At 67.5% G+C, this 18779-nt stretch carries 14 protein-coding genes; 6 read left to right on the forward strand and 8 right to left on the reverse strand.

Annotated elements, in window-relative coordinates; translation table 11 throughout:
* Positions 1 to 8 precede the first annotated feature (8 nt).
* Together ACYVD7_RS02830 and ppc are read left to right on the forward strand one after the other, a co-directional pair.
* Positions 9 to 1373: a glutamate--cysteine ligase gene (locus tag ACYVD7_RS02830; RefSeq protein WP_460758829.1), complete on the forward strand. Its 1365-nt coding sequence runs from the start codon at positions 9 to 11 to the stop codon at positions 1371 to 1373.
* 276 nt (positions 1374 to 1649) lie between these two features.
* Positions 1650 to 4427: a phosphoenolpyruvate carboxylase gene (gene ppc, locus ACYVD7_RS02835; protein WP_460758830.1), complete on the forward strand. Its 2778-nt coding sequence runs from the start codon at positions 1650 to 1652 to the stop codon at positions 4425 to 4427.
* 149 nt (positions 4428 to 4576) lie between these two features.
* Here ppc and ACYVD7_RS02840 read toward each other — a convergent pair whose 3' ends face one another.
* Positions 4577 to 5335 (reverse strand): tetratricopeptide repeat protein, encoded by a 759-nt coding sequence (locus tag ACYVD7_RS02840; RefSeq protein WP_460758832.1) that lies wholly within the window; start codon positions 5333 to 5335, stop codon positions 4577 to 4579.
* A 257-nt stretch (positions 5336 to 5592) separates the two neighbouring features.
* Here ACYVD7_RS02840 and ACYVD7_RS02845 point away from each other — a divergent pair, with 257 nt between their 5' ends.
* A complete protein-coding gene (locus ACYVD7_RS02845) occupies positions 5593 to 6054 on the forward strand; it encodes a hypothetical protein (RefSeq protein WP_460758833.1) in 462 nt (153 codons plus the stop codon).
* Positions 6055 to 6648: 594 nt separating this feature from the next.
* Positions 6649 to 8370 carry an NEW3 domain-containing protein gene (locus ACYVD7_RS02850; protein WP_460758835.1) on the forward strand — a complete coding sequence of 574 codons (1722 nt, stop codon included), beginning with the start codon at positions 6649 to 6651 and terminating at the stop codon, positions 8368 to 8370.
* A 230-nt stretch (positions 8371 to 8600) separates the two neighbouring features.
* Here ACYVD7_RS02850 and ACYVD7_RS02855 read toward each other — a convergent pair whose 3' ends face one another.
* A complete protein-coding gene (locus ACYVD7_RS02855) occupies positions 8601 to 10481 on the reverse strand; it encodes a hypothetical protein (protein WP_460758837.1) in 1881 nt (626 codons plus the stop codon).
* A 208-nt stretch (positions 10482 to 10689) separates the two neighbouring features.
* On the opposite strand from ACYVD7_RS02855, the gene ACYVD7_RS02860 reads away from it, so the two are divergent.
* Complete coding sequence (locus ACYVD7_RS02860; RefSeq protein ID WP_460758838.1) at positions 10690 to 11337, forward strand: LuxR C-terminal-related transcriptional regulator; 648 nt, start codon at positions 10690 to 10692, stop codon at positions 11335 to 11337.
* 176 nt (positions 11338 to 11513) lie between these two features.
* Here ACYVD7_RS02860 and ACYVD7_RS02865 read toward each other — a convergent pair whose 3' ends face one another.
* The 4 genes from ACYVD7_RS02865 to ACYVD7_RS02880 all read right to left on the reverse strand — a co-directional run bounded on the left by ACYVD7_RS02865 (position 11514) and on the right by ACYVD7_RS02880 (position 14053).
* Positions 11514 to 11858 carry a hypothetical protein gene (locus ACYVD7_RS02865; protein WP_460758840.1) on the reverse strand — a complete coding sequence of 115 codons (345 nt, stop codon included), beginning with the start codon at positions 11856 to 11858 and terminating at the stop codon, positions 11514 to 11516.
* Between the two features lie 138 nt (positions 11859 to 11996).
* Positions 11997 to 12944, reverse strand: coding sequence for a DegV family protein (locus ACYVD7_RS02870; RefSeq protein WP_460758842.1), 948 nt, complete (start codon positions 12942 to 12944; stop codon positions 11997 to 11999).
* Between the two features lie 82 nt (positions 12945 to 13026).
* Positions 13027 to 13644 (reverse strand): DsbA family protein, encoded by a 618-nt coding sequence (locus ACYVD7_RS02875; RefSeq protein WP_460758844.1) that lies wholly within the window; start codon positions 13642 to 13644, stop codon positions 13027 to 13029.
* A gap of 16 nt (positions 13645 to 13660) precedes the next feature.
* A complete protein-coding gene (locus tag ACYVD7_RS02880; protein WP_460758845.1) occupies positions 13661 to 14053 on the reverse strand; it encodes a DUF1761 domain-containing protein in 393 nt (130 codons plus the stop codon).
* 103 nt (positions 14054 to 14156) lie between these two features.
* Between ACYVD7_RS02880 and ACYVD7_RS02885 the strand changes: the two genes are divergently transcribed.
* Positions 14157 to 15845, forward strand: a complete 1689-nt coding sequence (locus ACYVD7_RS02885; protein WP_460758847.1) for a sensor domain-containing diguanylate cyclase — start codon at positions 14157 to 14159, stop codon at positions 15843 to 15845.
* 168 nt (positions 15846 to 16013) lie between these two features.
* On the opposite strand, the gene ACYVD7_RS02890 is transcribed toward ACYVD7_RS02885, so the two are convergent.
* Complete coding sequence (locus ACYVD7_RS02890; protein ID WP_460758848.1) at positions 16014 to 17351, reverse strand: amidohydrolase family protein; 1338 nt, start codon at positions 17349 to 17351, stop codon at positions 16014 to 16016.
* Positions 17348 to 18769, reverse strand: coding sequence for an amidohydrolase (locus ACYVD7_RS02895; RefSeq protein WP_460759778.1), 1422 nt, complete (start codon positions 18767 to 18769; stop codon positions 17348 to 17350). Before ACYVD7_RS02895 ends, ACYVD7_RS02890 begins: the two co-directional genes overlap by 4 nt.
* Between the last annotated feature and the right edge of the window lie 10 nt (positions 18770 to 18779).

The following is an 18779-nucleotide window of genomic DNA, read 5'->3' on the forward strand; positions in this document are numbered from 1 at the left end:
AATCCCCCATGTCGAGCCCGAGCAACGTCGCCGAATCACCGATCACCGATCGCCGCGAACTGGTGGAGTACATCGCCAGTGGCAACAAGCCGCGCGCGGATTGGCGCATCGGCACCGAGCACGAGAAGTTCGGTTTCCGCATCGACGACCTGCGTGCGCCGACGTTCGACGGCGAGCGCGGTATCGAAGCGCTGCTCACCGGGCTCACCCGCTTCGGTTGGGAGCCTGTCCAGGAGCATGGCCGCACCATCGCCCTGGTCCGCGACGGCGCATCGGTCACGCTGGAACCGGCAGGCCAGCTCGAACTCTCGGGCGCGCCGCTGGAAAACATCCACGAGACCTGTCGCGAAACCAATGCGCACCTGGCCGAGGTCAAGACCGTCGCGGAGGAACTGCAGCTGGGTTTCCTGGGCATGGGCTTCCAGCCCAAGTGGCGACGCGACGAGATGCCGTGGATGCCCAAGGGCCGCTACAAGATCATGCGCGAGTACATGCCCAAGCGTGGCGACCTCGGCCTGGACATGATGACGCGCACCTGCACCGTGCAGGTCAACCTCGACTTCAGCAGCGAAGCCGACATGGTGAAGAAGTTCCGCGTGTCGCTGGCGCTGCAGCCGATCGCCACCGCGCTGTTCGCCGATTCGCCGTTCACCGAAGGCAAGCCCAACGGCTACCTCTCGTACCGTTCGCACATCTGGACCGATACCGACCCCGATCGCACCGGCATGCTCGACTTCGTGTTCGAGGACGGGTTCGGCTTCGAGCGTTACGTCGACTACCTGCTCGACGTGCCGATGTATTTCTCCTATCGCGACGGCGAATACATCGACGCCAGCGGCAAGTCGTTCCGCAAGTTCCTCAAGGGCGAGCTCGATGTATTGCCCGGCGTGCTGCCGACGCTGCGCGACTGGTCCGACCACATGACCACCGCGTTCCCGGAAGTGCGACTGAAGAAGTACCTGGAGATGCGCGGCGCCGATGGCGGGCCGTGGAATCGCCTGTGCGCGCTGCCGGCGTTCTGGGTCGGCCTGCTGTACGACGATGCCGCACTCGATGCCGCGTGGGACCTGGTGAAGGACTTCACCATGGCTGAACGCAACGCACTGCGTGATGGCGTGCCAAGGCACGCCCTGAAGCTGCCGTTCCGTAACGGCAGCCTGCGCGACCTCGCGCTGGAAGCGGTGAAGATCTCCGCTGCCGGCCTGCAGCGTCGCGCGCGCCGCAACGCCAATGGCACCGACGAAAGTCGCTTCCTGGAGCCGCTGATCGAATTCGCCGAAGCCAACGAAACCCCGGCCGAGCGGAAGCTGGCGCTGTTCCACGGCGAGTGGGGCGGCAATATCGACCACGTGTTCCGCGAGTTCGCGTACTGATTGACCTTTGGGAACCGGGCGCGGATCGAGCTCCTCTTCCCCGCTTGCGCCAGAAGGGACAGCGCGTTTGAAGAACACCTGAGCAGCGCGACTCCTGCCGTCATCCCCGCGAAGGCGGGGGCGACTTCCAGCCCTGCGTTCAAAGACGCTGGATCCCCGCCTTCGCGGGGATGACGGCAAACACTCGGACCTCATGCCGTTCGAAATGAGCCGGGCAGAAAGTTGCAACTGTAATCATGCTGCCACGCAGCATGATTCCTCCCTAGACTTCGCCGCATGACCGTCCTGTCTGCCGCGATGAACGCCGAACCCCTGCGCACCGTCGAATTCGCACCCACCGACGCCCTGCTGCGCGAGGACGTCAACATGCTCGGCGCGCTGGTGGGGGAGATCCTCGCCGAGCAGCGATCGCCGGAATTCCTCGCCGACGTCGAGCGGCTGCGCCGCGCCGCGATCCGCCGTCGCGAGACGGGCGCACCGGTGTCGGAACTGGCGCAGGCGCTGGCGGACGTCGGCCTCGACCACGCCAACGACCTGGTCCGCGCGTTCGGCACCTATTTCCAGGCGGTGAACCTGGCCGAGCGCGTGCACCGCATCCGCCGTCGCCGGGACTACGAGCGCCAGGGCGCGACGCCGCCGCCGGGCGGACTGCGCGACGTGCTGGCGACGCTGGTGCGCGAAGGTGTCGGGCGCGACGAACTGCTCGCGCTGCTGTCGCGCCTGCGCGTCGAGCCGGTGTTCACCGCGCATCCCACCGAGGCCGTGCGCCGCGCGTTGCTGAAGAAGGAGCGCGAGATCGTCGCCTGCCTGATCGGTGACATCGACCGCACCCGCACGCCCAGTGAGCGCCGCAACGATCGCGAACGCATCCGCCTGGCCCTGACCGCGGGCTGGCAGACCGCGGAAACCGCCGCGGCCAAGCCGAGCGTTGCCGACGAGTTCCGCCACGTCGGTTTCTATCTGTCCGACGTGCTCTACCGCGTGCTGCCGGTGTTCTACGAGGTGTTCGAGGACGCGCTGCGCGACAACGGCTTCGACGCCGGGGTGCCCGACGTGATCGGCTTCGGCAGCTGGGTCGGCGGCGACATGGACGGCAATCCGAATGTCGGCGCGGACACCATCGCGGCCACGCTCGCCGGGCAGCGCGCACTGGTGCTGGCGGCGTACCAGCGCGACCTGACCGCGCTGGGCGCGGCATTGAGCCAGTCGCTGGGTTGCGTCGGCGTGTCCCCGGCACTGCTGGCACGCATCGACGACTACTGCCAACGCATGCCGCGCGATGCCGCCAAGCTGCGCCCGCGCCACGCCGACATGCCGTACCGCAACCTGCTCACGCTGATGTACCAGCGCCTGTGGGCGACGGCGCACGACGAGCCGGAAGGCTACGTCGATGCAGCCGAATTCCAGGCCGACATCGCGCTGATCCAGGACAGCCTGCTGGCCAATCGCGGCCAGCACGCCGGCGGGTTCGCGGTGCGGCGCCTGCAACGCCGCGTGGCGTGCTTCGGTTTCCACCTCGCCAGCCTGGACCTGCGCCAGGATTCGGCCACGCACGATGCCGCGCTGGCGGCACTGCTCGATGACCCGACGTGGGGCGAACGCAGCGTCGTCGAGCGTTGCGCACAGCTGCATCGCCTGCTGCGTGGCGAAATCGAAGCCAGTGGTGGCGGCAACGAGACCTCGCGAAGCACGCTGGACGTGTTCCGCGCGATCGCCACGTTGCGTCCGCGCTTCGGTGAGCGTGCATTCGGCCCGTACATCATCAGCATGAGCCGCAGCGCCGCCGACGCGCTGGCTGTGCTGGCCCTGGCCCGCATCGGCGGCTGCGTGGTTCGCGATGGAAACGCGGGCGACAGCGTGCCGCTCGACATCGCGCCGCTGTTCGAAACCGTCGATGACCTCGACGCGGCCGCCGACACCCTCCACGACCTGTTCGCCGATCCGCTGTACCGCGCGCACCTGGCCAGTCGCGGCAACCGCCAGGTGGTGATGCTCGGTTATTCCGACAGCGCCAAGGACGGCGGGCTGCTGGCATCACGCTGGGCCCTGCAGCGCACACAGGTGGCGTTGACCGCGCTGGCGGCCGAAAGCGGCGTGCACATCGCCTTCTTCCACGGTCGCGGCGGTTCGATCAGCCGCGGTGGCGGCAAGACCGAGCGTGCGGTGAACGCCGCGCCGCGCGGCTCCGTCGACGGCACCCTGCGCCTGACCGAACAGGGTGAGGTGATCCACCGCAAGTACGGCATCCGCGCGATCGCGTTGCGCAACCTGGAGCAGGCCATCGGTGCGGTGATGCGCGCGACCCTGCGCCCGCGCGTGGCCGAGCCGCGCGAAGACGCGTGGCGCGAGTTGGCATCGCAACTGTCCGCCGATTCCCGTGCGCACTACCGCACGCTGGTACACGAGGACCCCGACTTTCCCGCGTACTTCCGCGCGGCCACGCCGATCGACGTGATCGAGCGCCTGCGCATCGGCTCGCGCCCGAGCAAGCGCGCCGGTGGCGAGGGCGTGAAGCGCGAACCCGGCATCGCGTCGCTGCGCGCGATCCCGTGGGTGTTCGCGTGGGCGCAGAACCGCTCCGGACTCACCGCGTGGTACGGCGTCGGCACCGCATTGCAGCGCGCGCTGCAGCAACACGGGCAGGAATCACTGGCGGAGATGGCGCGCGACTGGCCGTTCTTCAACACGCTGGTGGACGACGTCGAGATGGTGCTGGCCAAGTCGGACCTGGCGATCTTCGAGCGCTACTCGCTGCTGGCGCGCGATACGGCACACGGCGATCTGCACGCGAAGTTCCACGCCGGGATGGTGGCCGAGTTCGAGCGCACCCGCGATGCGGTGTTCGCGATCAAGGGCCAACGCGAGCTGCTGGCCGACGACCATCGCCTGCGCCAGTCGATCCGCCTGCGCAATCCCTATGTCGACCCGATCAGCCTGCTGCAGGTGGACCTGCTCGCCCGCTGGCGCGCCGCCGGGCGCGAGGACGAAGTGTTGCTGCAGTCGCTGATCGCAACGGTCAACGGGATTGCCGCAGGCATCCAGAACACCGGGTAGGGCGGGTCTTGACCCGCCATCGACGCCGGGCGTGTCGCCTCCATTCCGGTCGATCAACGTCGCGGGTTTACCGCGAGATGTGAGGTTCGCAAGTTGCGCGAGATGAAGGTGGCGGGTCAAGACCCGCCCTACCTTGGCTGTTTGCAGCGTTACGAAACCCGCGCCAACCGCGTCGACAACTGCTTCAGGCGATCCAGTTCCGGCTTGTTGAGGCGGCGCGCGTAACCCGGCATGCGCTTGGCGCGCGACAGCGCCTGTTCGCACACACCGCGGGCCTTGTCGTGTTCGCCCCAGCCGTCCAGCGTCTCGGCATAGCGGGCGTGGGCGTCGAAGCCGCTGGCGTAGCCGAGCAACGTCTCGAATTCCTCGCGCGCCTTCGCGCGGTTGCCTTCGGCGGCGACGGCGCGCGCATAGGTGACGTGGCCGTCCTGCGAACGGAAATCCGGACGCTTGCGGATCAGCTCGTCCAGCAGTTCGCGCGAATGGGTGGCGTGGCCGGACTCCAGCAGCGCGCGGGCGAGGCGCACCTGGATGTCGGGGTCGTCCTTGTGGATGCCGCTGAGCGCGGCCTGGTACTGCGGCACGGCCTCGGACGCGCGACCGCAGCCGAGCAGGGCGTCGGCCAGGCGCAGGCGGTTGTCGGTGGTGGCGGTGAGTTCGAAGGCATCCTGCGCGGCGCGCAGTTCGCGGGTGGGGTCGAGCACCTGCTTCACGCCGCGCACCAGCGCGTGGCCATGACGGCTGTAGCGCATCTCCGGCAGCCACACCATCAGTGCGTACACCAGGCTGCCCACGCCGGGAAAGGCGAACAGGATGAACAGCCAGTAGCGATCCTGCCCGCTGCGGATCGCATGCATGGCGAAGAAGATCGCGATGACCATGTGCAGACCCAGGCCCAGGAACGGCATTTGCAAAACTCCCCTTGCAGAACAGATGGCGGCGAAACGCGCCGGGAAGTTTAGGGCCTGCCAACGCCATCCGGGCAGTCGCGTCGCTCCTCGCTCGTCGCCGGGTGATGTTGCGTGCCGCGGGCCTCCGCGCGCCCGATGGCGTTGCCAGGCCCGGGCCAGCAACCAGCGCCGCTGCCACCGGCTGGACGCGGGTAGTGGGAGCGGCGTTATGCTCGGCGCGCTGCCGCCGCGGGGCGGCTTTCCGGGGAATCGCGATGCATGCCAGCTTCAAGAACGCCCGTTCCATGGAAGTGACCTGGCGTCGCGCGGTCGGTGCCTTGGCGCTGTCGGTGTTGCTGGCCACGCCGGTGCTCGCGCAGAACCTCCAGGCCGTACGGCCGATGGTCGCGCCGACGCCGCAGGTCAACACCGTTCAGATCGATTACAAGCAGCAGTTCGAGAAGTCGCAGTTACGGAACAAGCAACTGCGCCTGGAAAATGAAGACCTTCGCGCGAAGCTGGCGCAATGGACAAGCAAGGGCGGAAGCCTGGTCCACGCCTATTGCGAGACACCGACGCTGAGCCGCAACAGCGCCGGCGCCGACAGCAACTGCGCCACGAATGGCTACACGTGCGAACCGGTCAGCGGCCTGTGCCGGACGATGGTGCGCAGTTCCGCCGAGTGCGCGCCCGGGTTCCTGATGGACATCGATCACTGCGTGCCGCAGCCGCGCTAGGCGGCTGGGCACATCCCACCGCGCTCGTGCAGCGGGCGTACTTCGACTTCGCGCCTGCGGCGCTACGCTCAGGATGAGCGTTAGCGCATCTGCGCGACCTTCACCCCGCTCGTCCTGAGCGAAGCGAAGCGAAGTCGAAGGACAGGCCCTCCGTAAGGATGAGAGGTAGAATTTCCTTGCCTGTTTCGGATTGAGCTTCCCCTCATCCAGGGCATACGAAGCGACACCGAAGCACGTCGCAACTGCGGATTTTCCCTGTTCACAAACACGGCGTCAGGCAGTGTCGCCTGACCTGAACGGGGCTTCACGTCCTCGTGACCGCATTCGACTGTTTCGCGGCGCCACGAGAAAAGCGACCCGAGTCTCCGATTGGCGAATTTTTCATCAACCGGGCCGGCGAACTGTGTCCCGGGTATCGGTTTGGCCGGGGGTGGGTAACGACCATGCCTCCCGCCGCTGGCGCCCCCGGGGGGAGGCGACGGTGGTGATCGACACAGGGACAGGTCGGTCACGTCATCAGGGCAGTCGCGGGCGTCATCGACGTCCGGCACCGGTGGAACCGGTTCGGCAGCCGCTTTAGAGGTCGTTACTCCGATGAACTTCCCCACGACGGCGCTCCGCGCCGGGTTCGCCCTGCTGTTGCCGCTCGTTTCCCTGTTCGCCGCCTCGCCGGCGCATGCCGCCACCACCGGTGAACAGAAGACCGCTGTCATCCTGGTCAATTTCCAGGACCTGGCCACGCAACCCATCACGCCCGCCGCCGCCAACACGCTCGTGTTCGGCACGGTCAGCGATTACTACTGGGAAGCGTCGTACCAGAAGACCTTCCTGAGCGGCGCTACCTACGGTTGGGTCACCATCCCGGTCAGCGAAGCGCAGTGCAACAACACGCTGTTCGCGCAGGAAGCCGACAAGAAGCTCATCGCTGCCGGCGTCAACCTGGCGCAGTACGAACGCCTGATCTACCTGATGCCCGGCAAGGCCTGCATGGACGGCGGCACCAATTCCGGCACTGCGTTGCCCGCACGCGTGTTCGCCACATCCAACGATCCCAACGCGCAGTTGGTCATCCATGAGCTGGCGCACACCTTCGGCCTGATGCACTCGGGCACGCAGGAATGCGGCAGTGCCGTGATCGGCACCAGTTGCACCGACAACAGCTATGGCGACCTGGCCGACACGATGGGCGGCGGCTATGCCTCGCACTTCAACACCGTGCACAAGGAGCGCCTGGGTTGGCTGGGCGCCGTCGGCACCCCGGCGATCACCACGGTCAGCGCCAGCGGTACCTACGCGCTGTCGCCGTTCGAAACCATGGCCACCGGTGCGAAGGCGCTGAAGATCGCGCGCGGCATCGATCTGGCCACCGGCAAGATGAGCTACTACTACGTCGAATACCGCCAGGCGGTGGGTTTCGATGCGGGTCTGGGCGCGATCGGCACCCTGACCAAGGGCGTGCTGGTCCACCTGGATGGCGTCAACAGCAACCTGCTGGACATGACACCGAACAGCGATCCGTCGTCCAACTACATGGATACCAAGGACGCCGCGCTCGCCGTCGGCCGCAGCTATACCGACAGCACCGCTGGCGTGACCATCACCCTGCAGTCGATGGACGCGAACGGTGCAGTGGTCCAGGTGACTGTCGGCGGTGGTTCGCCGCCCCCGACCTGCACCCGCGCCACGCCGACCGTCAGCGTGACCGGTCCGACCTCGGCCGTCGCCGCCGGCTCGTCGCTGAGCTACACCGTGAACGTCACCAACCGTGACAGCAGCGCCTGTGCCGCCACCACCTTCGCCCTGGCGCGCTCCGTTCCGGCTGGCTGGACCGGCACCCTGGGCAGCAGCAGCGTGACCCTGAGCCCGGGCGCCAGCACCACCACGACACTGAGCGTCGCTTCGGCCACCACGGCAGCAGCGGGCAGCTACGGCATCGGCGTGGGCAGCAGCAGCGCCGTGGGCAGCGCGCACACGGCCAACGCATCGATCACCTACTCGGTCGCTGCAGCATCGGGCGTGCTGAGCGAGTCCGTCGGCACCGACAAGAGCAGCTACCTGCGCGGCGAAACCGTCGCCATGAGCGCACGCGTGCTGAGCAGCGGTGCTGCCGCATCGGGCGTCCCCGTGCGCTTCACCGTCACCCTGCCGGGCGGCGCGGCCACGGTGATCAATGCGACCACGGGGAGTGATGGTTTTGCACGCGCCACGTTGAAGCTGGGCAAGACGAAGTCGGCGATCGGCACCTACGCCGTGCGCGCCGACGCCACCAGCGGCAGCCAGAGCGTGACCGCCAGCGCGGGCTTCAGCGCGAAGTAACAGGGGGAAGTCCGCTGCCGTCGACGCGGCCGCAGACGACAAAGCCCGGATGAAATCCTCATCCGGGCTTTGTTTTTTCAGATGTCCGGAAAAAGCACGGGGCGATGTGATCCGTCACATCGCCCCGGGCCATCATCGTTGCAGCGGATCAGGGGGAGGTTGCTGCAACGAATGACGGGCCACTCCGCCATCGCCCGAAGGCGATGGCGAGACTCAACGCCCCTGCGCGATCAGCCTGGCGGGCAGCTCGGGCAAGTGGGGCACAGCTTGCAGGTTGCGGTCTTCGGCGTTGCCGTTGCCGGTATCGGCTGGGTCTTGCCGTGACCGGTGGCACTCACCGTGTCGCTGTAGGCGGCCAGGCCAGGATTGGTCTGGTTGCCGTCCGGCGCGGTCGGGTTGTAGCACTTGGACACGTAGTAGGTGTCGCCTGCCGTTCCCTGCGGCGCGAGCGTCAGACCAGCCGCCGGGAGCAGGTTGCCCACGTCGGTGTCGCTGAACGTGTCGATGACCATGCGCTGGCTGGACGTGAGGTTGGACAGGGCGATGTCCACGCACACCTGCGGCGCGTAGCCGTTGTTCGGGTTCAGGAAAACCGATATGTCACCGGCCTGGTACTGGGTGTTGGGCTCTTCATTGGTGCCCGGATCACCCTGGCAGAACTTCGTCAGCTTGAGGCCGGCGCCCAGGGTCAGGGTGCACCCTGGCAGGCCGTCGTTGCCCGCCAGTTCCGGGTCGTAGTCGGTGACGTCCTGGGTGCCGCCCGGACTGGCCGATGCCGATGCCGTCGCGCTGTTGGCGAACGGGTTGGCGTCGGTGACGCACACCAGGCCGACCGTGATCGACTGGCCTCCAGCCAGTCCACCGGCGATGAGCTGCGGCGTGCTGTTGTTGGCGAACAGGATGCCGCCCGCCGGAACCGTCGTCGGGTTGGTGCCGCCGCTGATCGAGGCGATCGAGCAGACCCGCGTCGCCGTGACCGCGTTGTCCGTCAGCTTGACGTCGTAGATCGGACCGAAGCCGTCATTGGTGATCGTGACCGTATGCCGCGTGGTGTAGGTCTCGGCGACCGGGTCGAACTTCGGACTGGTCGTGCCGTTGTCGGAGAAGCACACCTTCTCGACGTCGACCGAGCACAGGTCGAAATCACCCAGTGCAAAGTCTTTCAGCTCCGCGGTTTCCGAGTGCGACGAACGGGTCTCGGCCATGAAGCTGGAGAAGCAGACCTGCCCCACCAGCGCGGTGACGTCGACGCCGCCTTCAAAGAACGACTCGGACGGGAAGGTGCCGGCGGCGCCTGCCTTCGGCGTGTAGGCCCACGGCGAAGCAGCCGCGGCATTGTTGGTGATCACGCAGGCGCGGTCGTCGGCGGTGCACACGGCGGTGCCGTTGGAACCGGTTTCCGGAACGATCTCCTGCAGGGTGCCGCTGATGTTGCCGCCACTGCCGACCCACTTGAAGATCTGCACCTGGCTGTTGCTGCCGCCCGATACGAAGTCAGCCTGCACTAGCAGGTCGCCGACCTGGTGTTCGCCCGCGAACTTGCCATTGGGCCCGAGCCCGACGTCGCCCTTGAAGAACCAGAACCCCAGTGCCGCGTCGCCGTTGTTGGCAAAGCGATCCGCGCCGAAGTAGATGATCAGGTGCGAGTGCGTGCCGGCCGGATGGCCCGGATAGTCACCGCCAGGGAAGCCAGGAACCGAATAGGCCTTGGCGTACGCGTTGGTGATGTTGTCCTTGTCCGGGGTGACCTTGGACGCGGCGTATTCCCAGGTATTGATGGTGTCGATGTCCTTGTTGCTGCCGGACCACGCGGCCGATTCCTTGCCGCCGGGCAGGTTGGGGCCGTCGACCACGAAGGTCTCGCCGCTGCCCGTTTCCGGTACTTCGCGCGGGTTGGCATACGGCGGAGCGTTGATGTCGAAGACGTTGTTCCAGTCGTCGTCGGCGGTGGTCTGGGTGGGATTGCCGTCGACCTCGAACGGATCTGCCGCGGCGTGGACCGCCAGTGCCGAGGACATCAGGCCGGTGGCGCCAAGAACCACGCCAACGGTGAGGCCCACGGTTACCGCGGGAAGTTTGGTTCGCGAAAAGAAGGCTTTGATGGTGGCCATGGGGGTGGCACTCCTTCGCTGGGGGATGTGCGCGCATGCGAGCGGGGCGGCCACAGCCTGCGGCCCGGAAACTTTCGTCCCGCGACGCGACCGCGGGAATCGCCCGCTCAGGTGAGGAAGTCGCGATGGCCGCCCCCGCCGCTGCCACGCGTTGTGGCTGATATGGGTGCGTCCCGGGCCAAGCCCCGGCGACGTGGGAGGCTAGTAAATGACGGGATTGCCGGTTCTGGCGTTCGGTGCCGATCGACGCTGGCATGCGCATCTGCAGCGCGTGCTGGCAACGCGTGGCGAATGGGCGTGGTGCGGTGCCTTTTCTGCCCAGTCGCTGCGCTCGGCGCCCAATTCGGAACGTGCGATCTGGCTGCTGGACGGCGACGATCCCCAGACCGAACGGCTGGTGGAGATCTCGGGCGCACGCATGCCGCGCCTGTTCTTCTACCGCCACCCCGACGTCGCCACGCTTCGCCAATGTGCCCGAATGGGTGGCAACGGTTGCCTGGAGAAAGTGGTGTCGCCGGAGGTGCTGCTGCGCAGCCTGCGTGCGGTGGAGACCGGATTGTTCGCCGTGGATGCCGTGCTGCTGTCGCGCGCACTGGCCGCCGAACGCCGCGCGCCCGCGCCGGTGGATCGCATGCCACAGCTGACCGATCGCCAGCGCGAGATCGTCCACTGGGCCGCGTTGGGCATGAGCAACAAGCAGATTGCCCGGCGCCTGGGCATCAGCCCGGAGACCGTGAAGAGCCACCTGCACCACGTCTTCGAGCGCGAAGGGATCAGCGGCCGCGTGGCGTTGCTGGCGATGCACCGCCCCGACGATGCGTCCGAAGTGGTGTCGGCGGAATCGTCCGTCGGGTAGGCGGATTGGGCGGCCCGGACCGGGTAGGGCGGGTTTTAACCCGCCATCAGGGTTCGCGAGGCAGGTTGGGAAGCTTCGCTGCTATTCGCTGAAGACCAGCGCCGCCACGGCCGTCGTCGTTTCCTTGTCGCCATGCCTTGCAGCGCCTGGCGGCCAGCGGCGGGTCGAGACCCGCCCTACGCGGCGGTCACGTCACGCAGCTCCCAGCCACCGCCTGCCAGCAGGCGCAGGCGATGCTTGAGCACGTTGCCGGGGATCGAACTGGTCACCACCAGGTCGACGTGCAGGTCGTCCTGCGCGCCATGCACGGTGGTTGCAGGGTCGGTGGCACCGAAGGATGGATCGACGCCATCGGGGTCTTCCTGCAAGGCACGCCAGCGCTCGAACAGCGACGTGGTGCGCAACGCTTCCTGCAGTTGTGCGGCGAACTCCTCCGCGCCGTTGGCGTTGAACGCGAGTGCTGCATCGCTGCCGCGTGCGCGCGCAGGATCGGGCAGGCTGATGTAGTAGCGGGTCGCCATCGCGTGCCTCCTCGTCGTGGATCCAGCCGCAGCTTAGGCGCGACTTTATTGCCCGGGTGTGAATGCGCCGTGCACTGCAGAGTGCATCGCGCTGGTGGATTGCGCCGCCGCGCAGGCACCTGCGCCGCGTGAACGAAGCTACAGCTCGATCTTGTCGGTCGATGCCGCGTAGCCCAACGCCAGTCCGCCCTTGCCGATGTTGACCATGCTGGTCAGCGCCATCATCGACTCGATCATTTCGACGTGGTTCACCGCGCAGGCCTGGCGCAACGTGGAATAGCCGGGCAACGCGCGCAGTTCCTCCAGTTCGCCACCGAAGCTGACGCCCAGGGTCGGCGTGGCCAGGTCGCCGCGTTCGATCCGGCGCGTGGCGTGCTCGAACAGCTTCTGCGCAGCATGGTCGAAATTCTTGACCTTGCCGACCGGGCCGGTCTCGCCGCGGCTGCAGTGCAGGATCGGCTTGATGTCGAACGCGGTGCCGATTTTCGCGGCGAGGAAGCTCACGCTGCGGTCGCCGCGGATGCGCGTGCGTTCGCGCATGTAGTTGAGGTCGCGCGGAATCAGGAAGCCCTGGGTCAGCTGCGCCAGGTTTTCCAGCCGGGCGCGGATCTTCGGCGCGTTTTCGCCGGCGGCGCGCAGGCGTACGGCTTCCACCGGCAGGATGGTCTGCGCGGCGAACAGGTTCTGCGTATCGATCACGCGCAGCGCGAACGGCGTGTTGTTTCCGGCGTTGGCGCGGATCGGCTTGTATTCGTTGAGGATCGCGAAGCTCGCCTGCTGCGCGTTGTCGAAGATCAGGCTGCGCGTCTTGGTGATCGTCAGGCAGAAGACGAAGTCGTAGTCGATGACGAGCTTGGTCAGGAACAGGTCGCGGATCTGATCCACCGAGAACGGGCTGCTCTCCGCTTCCCAGCCGCGTTCGGCCAGGTGGGTGTGCAGGAACTGCAGGGTCGCTTCCGGATTACGGTAGTCGGCGATCGACGCCGCGCCCATGCGGACCGTGGTGGGAAGGATCGGGATGTTGTTTGCCTGCAGGTACTGCTCGGGCAGATCGCAGGGTGAGTCAACGACAATGCCGATGCGCATGAAAGGCCCCCCGTCCTAGTGCTCGGTCATAAGGTTGTAACGGCCCCAGCATACGCCCCTGCACGGTTTTCGCACCCAAGGCTCAACCCCGCGCCACCCCGACCGGCAGGCCGCCTACCCGCTGCATCTGCGTCTCTTCCAGCACGGAGGGATCGGCAAGCACCGCCAGGGCGAAGTCATGGGCGTCGTTACCCCAGAACAACCGGCCATCAATGGACAAGGTCGGCACACCGTAGACGCCGGCGTCGAGGGCGTCCTGGGTGTTCGCGCGCAACCGGGCCTTGGTGGCCTCGGCGTTGATGGCATCGGCTGGCACGCCCAGCGCCGCCGCCACCGGGGCGAGGGCGTCGATGCTGTCGCCCGCCTGCCCGCGTTGCCAGATCCAGTCGAAGATCGCATCGACGGCGCGCGCGTCGGCGCCCGCGGCAATGCACAACCGCAGCGCGGCCAGCGGGTTGAACGGATGCGCCGGCGGGAACTGCAGCGCCACGCCTCCGCGCCGCGCCTGCCACAGCACGTGGCGATAGGTGAATTCACGTTTGCCGGGGATCTCCGCGGGCCCCTTCTGGCCGACCGCGGAGAGCACGGCGCCGAACACGATCGGCACCGGCGTCACCGCGTGCCCTGGCGCCATTGCCTTCACCTTCTGCCATTGCAGGTAGGAGAACGGCGAAATGAAATCGAAGTACCAGGCGATCAAGGCGACGGTCCCCGGCTCAGTGCCACAGGCCCAGCACCAGCGCGTACAGGGTGAACTGCAGCAGGTGGTAGCCGCCGTCGATCAGCCACAGCTTGAGGCTGCGCTGGGCGAAGGCGTAGTTGATGCCGAAGCTGGTGGCGACGAAGGCGAAGCCCACCAGCACGCCATGGTGCAGCGCCAGGTGCAGGTCCGGTGCGGGGCCCAGCAGCCACGCGAACGCGATCGCGGCGACCAGCGCCAGCACGAACGCGCTGCCGAAGACCCGCGCGGGGTGGCGTGGCGCAGCGTTCGGGTCGATGCCGGCTTCGCGGCACCAGGCGTGCTTGAACAGCGGGCCGTACCAGATGCCGCCAAGGAGGAAAGCGGACAGTGCGGCAGCTACCACGGCGAACCAGTTGAGGTCGGACATCGGATTTTCCCCTGAAAGTCGGGGGAGCATACGACCCGGCGGGCTTGCGGTGTCACGTGCCGCAACCGACACTGGGGCGGTCATGCCCGGCAGGGGAGGGGTGATGCAGGCGAGGTGGCTGGCCGCGGTAGTGATGGTGTGCATCGGCGTGGCCGTGGTTGGGCCGGCCCGGGCCGACCATGTCCCGACGGACCCCGGCAACGGCGTCGCCCGCATCGAGCGCCTGCGCGACGACGTCGCGTCGATCGCCCCCGCCGCCATGACCCGGCAACCCGAGACCGCCTGGGCCACCACCGCCGAACCGCACCAGCTGTCCGGCGCGCAGAAGGGCCGCGGCTGGTGGCGCCTGACCCCGACCGCGGCCACGTCCGAGCGCCTGCTGCTGGTCTACCACCCGTACAGCGCACGCCTGACCGTGCTGATTCCGCCCGACTACCGCGTGCGCCACGCCTCGGTATTCGACCGCGACCTCGACGACGGCCATTCGCGACGCGCGCTGTACTTCGCGCTGCCCGCCACCACCCAGCCCATCTACGTCGGCGTGGAGGACGCGCGCTATCCGCTGCAGGTCGCCCTGCGCAGTCCGCACGCATTCGCCGTGGAGGACCACGGCCACGTCCGCGTGCTGTGGCTCAGCCTGGGCATCCTGGTCGGCGTATCGCTGGTCGCGCTGCTGTTCTGGACGCTGCTGCGCGAACGCGTGTACCTGCTGTTCGCTGCAACGATGCTGCTGCAGATGCTGTACGTGCTGATGGCCTACGGCGATGCCTATGCGCTGGACGTGTTCGCGTGGATGGCGCGCTTCGGGGTGGCGGGCGTATGGTTCGTCGCCACCAGCCTGACCATCGTCACCGTGTGCTTCCTGCTGGAATTCGCCGAACTGCGGCCGCGTGCGCCTTGGCTCAGTCGCGCGTTGTGGGTGGTCGGTGCGCTGTTGCCATCGCTGCTGCTGGTCGCGCTGGTGTCGCCGTGGCCGCAGGAAAAGGGCTGGTTCCCGCCGATCGGCAATTCGCTGCTGCTGCTTGCCAATCTGCTCGCGATCGCCACGCTGGTGACGGTGTGGCTGCGCGGCGGGCGCCACGCCGGCTTCGTGCTGATCGCCTGGGTGCCGCTGGTGACGGTGTCGACTGCGCGCGCGCTGCAGCTGTCGGCCGGCAAACCGCTGAGTCCGTGGCTGGAATACGGCCTGCCGCTGATGGAGGCGTTCACCGCCGTGGTGCTGGTGCTGGGCCTGGCCTACCGCATGCTCACCTTCAAGCGCGAGCGCGATGCCGCGCAGCAGGACGCCGAGCACGACGGCCTCACCGGCGTGCTCAACCGCGCCGGGATGATGCGCCGGCTCGATGGCGCCATCGCCGAAAGCCGCCGCCGCCACCTGCCGCTGTCGGTGCTGTTCCTCGACCTGGACCATTTCAAGCGCATCAACGACACCCACGGCCACGCCATCGGCGACGATTGCCTGTGCGCGGTGACCCAGGTCATCCGTTCGGAGATGCAGCCGGAACAACTGCTCGGCCGCCAGGGCGGCGAGGAATTCCTGCTGCTGTTGCCGGGCTCCGCGCGCCGCCACGCGCGCGACATGGCCGAGCGCATCCGCACCCAGGTGGAAGCGCGCTGTGCCCGCGTCAACCGCGCCCCGGTGGCGTTGACGTTGAGCATCGGCGTGGTGGAATGCAGCGATAGCGACGGTGCCGCGTCGCTGGTGCAGCGCGCCGACGAGGCGATGTACCAGGCCAAGCACGAAGGTCGCAATCGCGTGGTCGTGCTGGACCACGCCGGAGTACGGCCGTAGGCGGACGACACGGGACAGCGAGCAGTCCCGCGAATCGCGCACGAATTGTCAAACTCCCGGCAAACGCATTCGCAATTGCAGCTGCTGCGTCCGCTTCGACTGGCGCCATGAAGTCGCCACCATGAAAAAGCCCGCCAGAAGGCGGGCTTTTTCACTACCAGCAGCAGGTCAGTTCCCGCCGGCGGAATACGCCCGTGGCAGGCCGCCTGCTTCCGCCGGCGTTGCCGTGCGCATGTAGCGATCACGCAGCTCGGTCTGGCGGCTGCGCATGGTGATCGCGCGGCCGTCCATCCACACCTGCAGCGCGACGCTGTTCACTTCCAGCGGATCGCCGCTCCACAGCACCAGGTCGGCGCGTTTACCCACTGCAATCGTGCCCATGCGGTCGCCCACGCCAAGCGCCTGCGCCGGCACGCGGGTGAGGCCTGCCAGGCCGTCTTCCCACGGCAAGCCGTTGGCGACGGCATTGCCCGCCAGTTGTCGCACCTTGCGTGCGTTGTGGCTGGAGGTATCGAAGAAGGCGAAGCTCACCTCGACGCCGGCAGCGCGCAGGCGTGCGGCGTTCTCCATGGTCGCGTTGATCTGGTCGAAATCAGCCGGCAGGTCCGCCAGCGGATCGACGAACACCGGTACCTTCGCCGCGGCGATCTGCGGCGCGAGCTTCCACGCTTCCACGCCGCCCACGATCGCCACGCGCACGTTCTGGCGCGCCGACCAGCGCAGCAGCTGGCGGATGTCGGCAGCACGGTTCACCGCCACCATCACCCGGCCGCCACCGCCGACGTACTTCGCCAGCGTCGCGCGACCGGCCGGCGTCAGCAGCGCCATGTCCGATCCCGCACCGATGCGTCCACGCACTTCGTCGACCAGCTGGTCCAGCAGCATCCACTGCGCGGCGCGCGAACTGCCGGTCAGTTCCGCCGCGCCACCGCCGCCCAGGTCGACGAACAGCACGCGCGCGCCGACGGGATCGGGACTGCCGTCCAGTCGCACCACGCCACCCTGGCCGCCGATGATCGAGCCGCCTTCGGTCGTGCTCGCCGCGAGCAGCGTCCAGCCAATGCCCTCGATGCGTTCGACCGGCAGCAGCACCGAATCCGGGTTGTAGGCCAGGGTCACGTCGAATTCCGGACGCACCGTCATCTCGTGGCTTTCCGCGCCCAGGCCGAGCGCGTTGTCGACGGTGGTCTTCTCGCCGGAGACTTCCTCCAGGCCGATTTCGGTGATGCCGCCGAACAGCGTCGGCGTCAGCGACCGGCCCTGCGCATCGACCACCTGCGCGTTCGGCGTCGCCAGCAGACCCTTGCCGATCGCACGCACCACGCCGTTGCTCACCAGCACGTCGCTGTTCTGCAACGTGCCCTGCGCGGAGGCGGTGTGGACGGTGGCGTTCTTGATGAGGACGTCCTGCGCGTTGGCGGACACGCCCGCCGACAGCAGTAGGGAAGCGGCGAGCGCCTTCGCGAAGCGGCTCTTGGAGAAGCGGCTGTTAGAAAAGCAGTTCATCGCACACCTCCCATTGCAGCATCCTGTCCCAGCATGAAATCCGACTTCGGCTGGCGCGTCGGATCGTTGCGATCGAACACGCGAGCACCGTCGACGTACACCTGCTCGGCCTTCGCATACACGCTGAAGGGATTCCCGTTCCACAGCACCACGTCGGCCATCTTGCCGTTCTCCAGCGTGCCGGTCCGGTCAAGGACGCCCAGCGCCTTGGCCGGGTTGGCGGTCAGCCAGCGGATCGCGCGCTCGGGTGGAATGTCCATCCCGGCGAGCTTCGCGTGCGCCATGACCTTGGCTGCTTCCTGGTTGAGGCGCTGGATGCCTTCCTCCGAATCCGAATGCACGATCGCGCAGCTGTTGGCGGGACGATCCACCAGTGCGATGTTTTCCTGGATGCCGTCGAAGGCTTCCATCTTGAAGCCCCACCAGTCGGCCCACATCGCGCCGCACACGCCTTCCTGCGCCAGGCGGTCGGAAATCTTGTACGCCTCCACTGCGTGGTGGAACGCGGCGACCTTGAAGCCGAATTCCTTCGCCAGGTCCAGCATCGTCGCCATTTCGTCGGCGCGGTAGCAGTGGATGTGCACCTGGATGTCGCCGTTGATCGCACCGGCCAGGGTGTCGAGTTTCAGGTCGCGCTTGCCGCCGGTGTCCTTCTCGCTGTCGGCGCCGTTGCTGGAGCTGCTCCACCAATGCTTCTTCGCCGGCGCGCTCTTCTTCGGTGCGTTCTTTCGCAGGTATTCGCTGGCATCGATGAACGCGGCGCGGTAGCCGGCGACGTTGGCCATGCGCGTGGACGGACCACCCTTCTGGCCGTAGACGCGCTTGGGATTCTCGCCGCAGGCCATCTTCAGGCCCCACGGCGCGCCGGGGAACTTCATGCCCTGGTAGGTCGTGGACGGCACGTTCTTCAACGTCACGCCGCGTCCGCCGATCAGGTTGGCGCTGCCCGGCAGCACCTGCAGCGAGGTGATGCCGCCCGCGAGCGCGGTTTCGAAGCCCGGGTCCTGCGGCCAGATCGAATGCTCCGCCCAGACGTTCGGCGTCACCGGCGATGTCGCCTCGTTGCCGTCGCTATGCGCGCTGACGCCGGGGCTGGGATACACGCCCAGGTGCGAATGCACGTCGATGATGCCCGGCGTCACCCACTTGCCGGTGCCGTCGACGCGGATCGCGTCGGCGGGTGCATCCAGTGCGGTGCCGATCGCGACGATCTTGCCGTCGCGCATCAGCACGTCGGCGTCGTCCAGTCGCGTGCCGGTGCCGGTAAGCACGGTCGCGTGCTGGATCAGCACGGGTGCCGAGGCAATCGCGTGGTAGGTACTCGGGTACGGATCCTGCGTGAAACGGGATGCGGCGCTGGCCGGCGTTGTCGCCTGTGCCAGGCCCACCAGCAGCGTCACTGCGCCGCTGGCCCACATGGGTCGTAAG

This window comes from Lysobacter fragariae, assembly GCF_054779775.1.

What these genes read in the sequence shown, in the direction of transcription:
- ACYVD7_RS02885 (WP_460758847.1), top strand. Translation starts at nt 14,157, where the DNA reads ATGCAGGCGAGGTGGCTGGCCGCGGTAGTGATGGTGTGCATCGGCGTG.
- ACYVD7_RS02860 (WP_460758838.1), top strand. Translation starts at nt 10,690, where the DNA reads ATGACGGGATTGCCGGTTCTGGCGTTCGGTGCCGATCGACGCTGGCAT.
- ACYVD7_RS02855 (WP_460758837.1), bottom strand. Translation starts at nt 10,481, where the DNA reads ATGGCCACCATCAAAGCCTTCTTTTCGCGAACCAAACTTCCCGCGGTA.
- ACYVD7_RS02845 (WP_460758833.1), top strand. Translation starts at nt 5,593, where the DNA reads ATGCATGCCAGCTTCAAGAACGCCCGTTCCATGGAAGTGACCTGGCGT.
- ACYVD7_RS02865 (WP_460758840.1), bottom strand. Translation starts at nt 11,858, where the DNA reads ATGGCGACCCGCTACTACATCAGCCTGCCCGATCCTGCGCGCGCACGC.
- ACYVD7_RS02850 (WP_460758835.1), top strand. Translation starts at nt 6,649, where the DNA reads ATGAACTTCCCCACGACGGCGCTCCGCGCCGGGTTCGCCCTGCTGTTG.
- ACYVD7_RS02830 (WP_460758829.1), top strand. Translation starts at nt 9, where the DNA reads ATGTCGAGCCCGAGCAACGTCGCCGAATCACCGATCACCGATCGCCGC.
- ACYVD7_RS02870 (WP_460758842.1), bottom strand. Translation starts at nt 12,944, where the DNA reads ATGCGCATCGGCATTGTCGTTGACTCACCCTGCGATCTGCCCGAGCAG.
- ppc (WP_460758830.1), top strand. Translation starts at nt 1,650, where the DNA reads ATGACCGTCCTGTCTGCCGCGATGAACGCCGAACCCCTGCGCACCGTC.
- ACYVD7_RS02895 (WP_460759778.1), bottom strand. Translation starts at nt 18,769, where the DNA reads ATGTGGGCCAGCGGCGCAGTGACGCTGCTGGTGGGCCTGGCACAGGCG.
- ACYVD7_RS02840 (WP_460758832.1), bottom strand. Translation starts at nt 5,335, where the DNA reads ATGCCGTTCCTGGGCCTGGGTCTGCACATGGTCATCGCGATCTTCTTC.
- ACYVD7_RS02890 (WP_460758848.1), bottom strand. Translation starts at nt 17,351, where the DNA reads ATGAACTGCTTTTCTAACAGCCGCTTCTCCAAGAGCCGCTTCGCGAAG.
- ACYVD7_RS02880 (WP_460758845.1), bottom strand. Translation starts at nt 14,053, where the DNA reads ATGTCCGACCTCAACTGGTTCGCCGTGGTAGCTGCCGCACTGTCCGCT.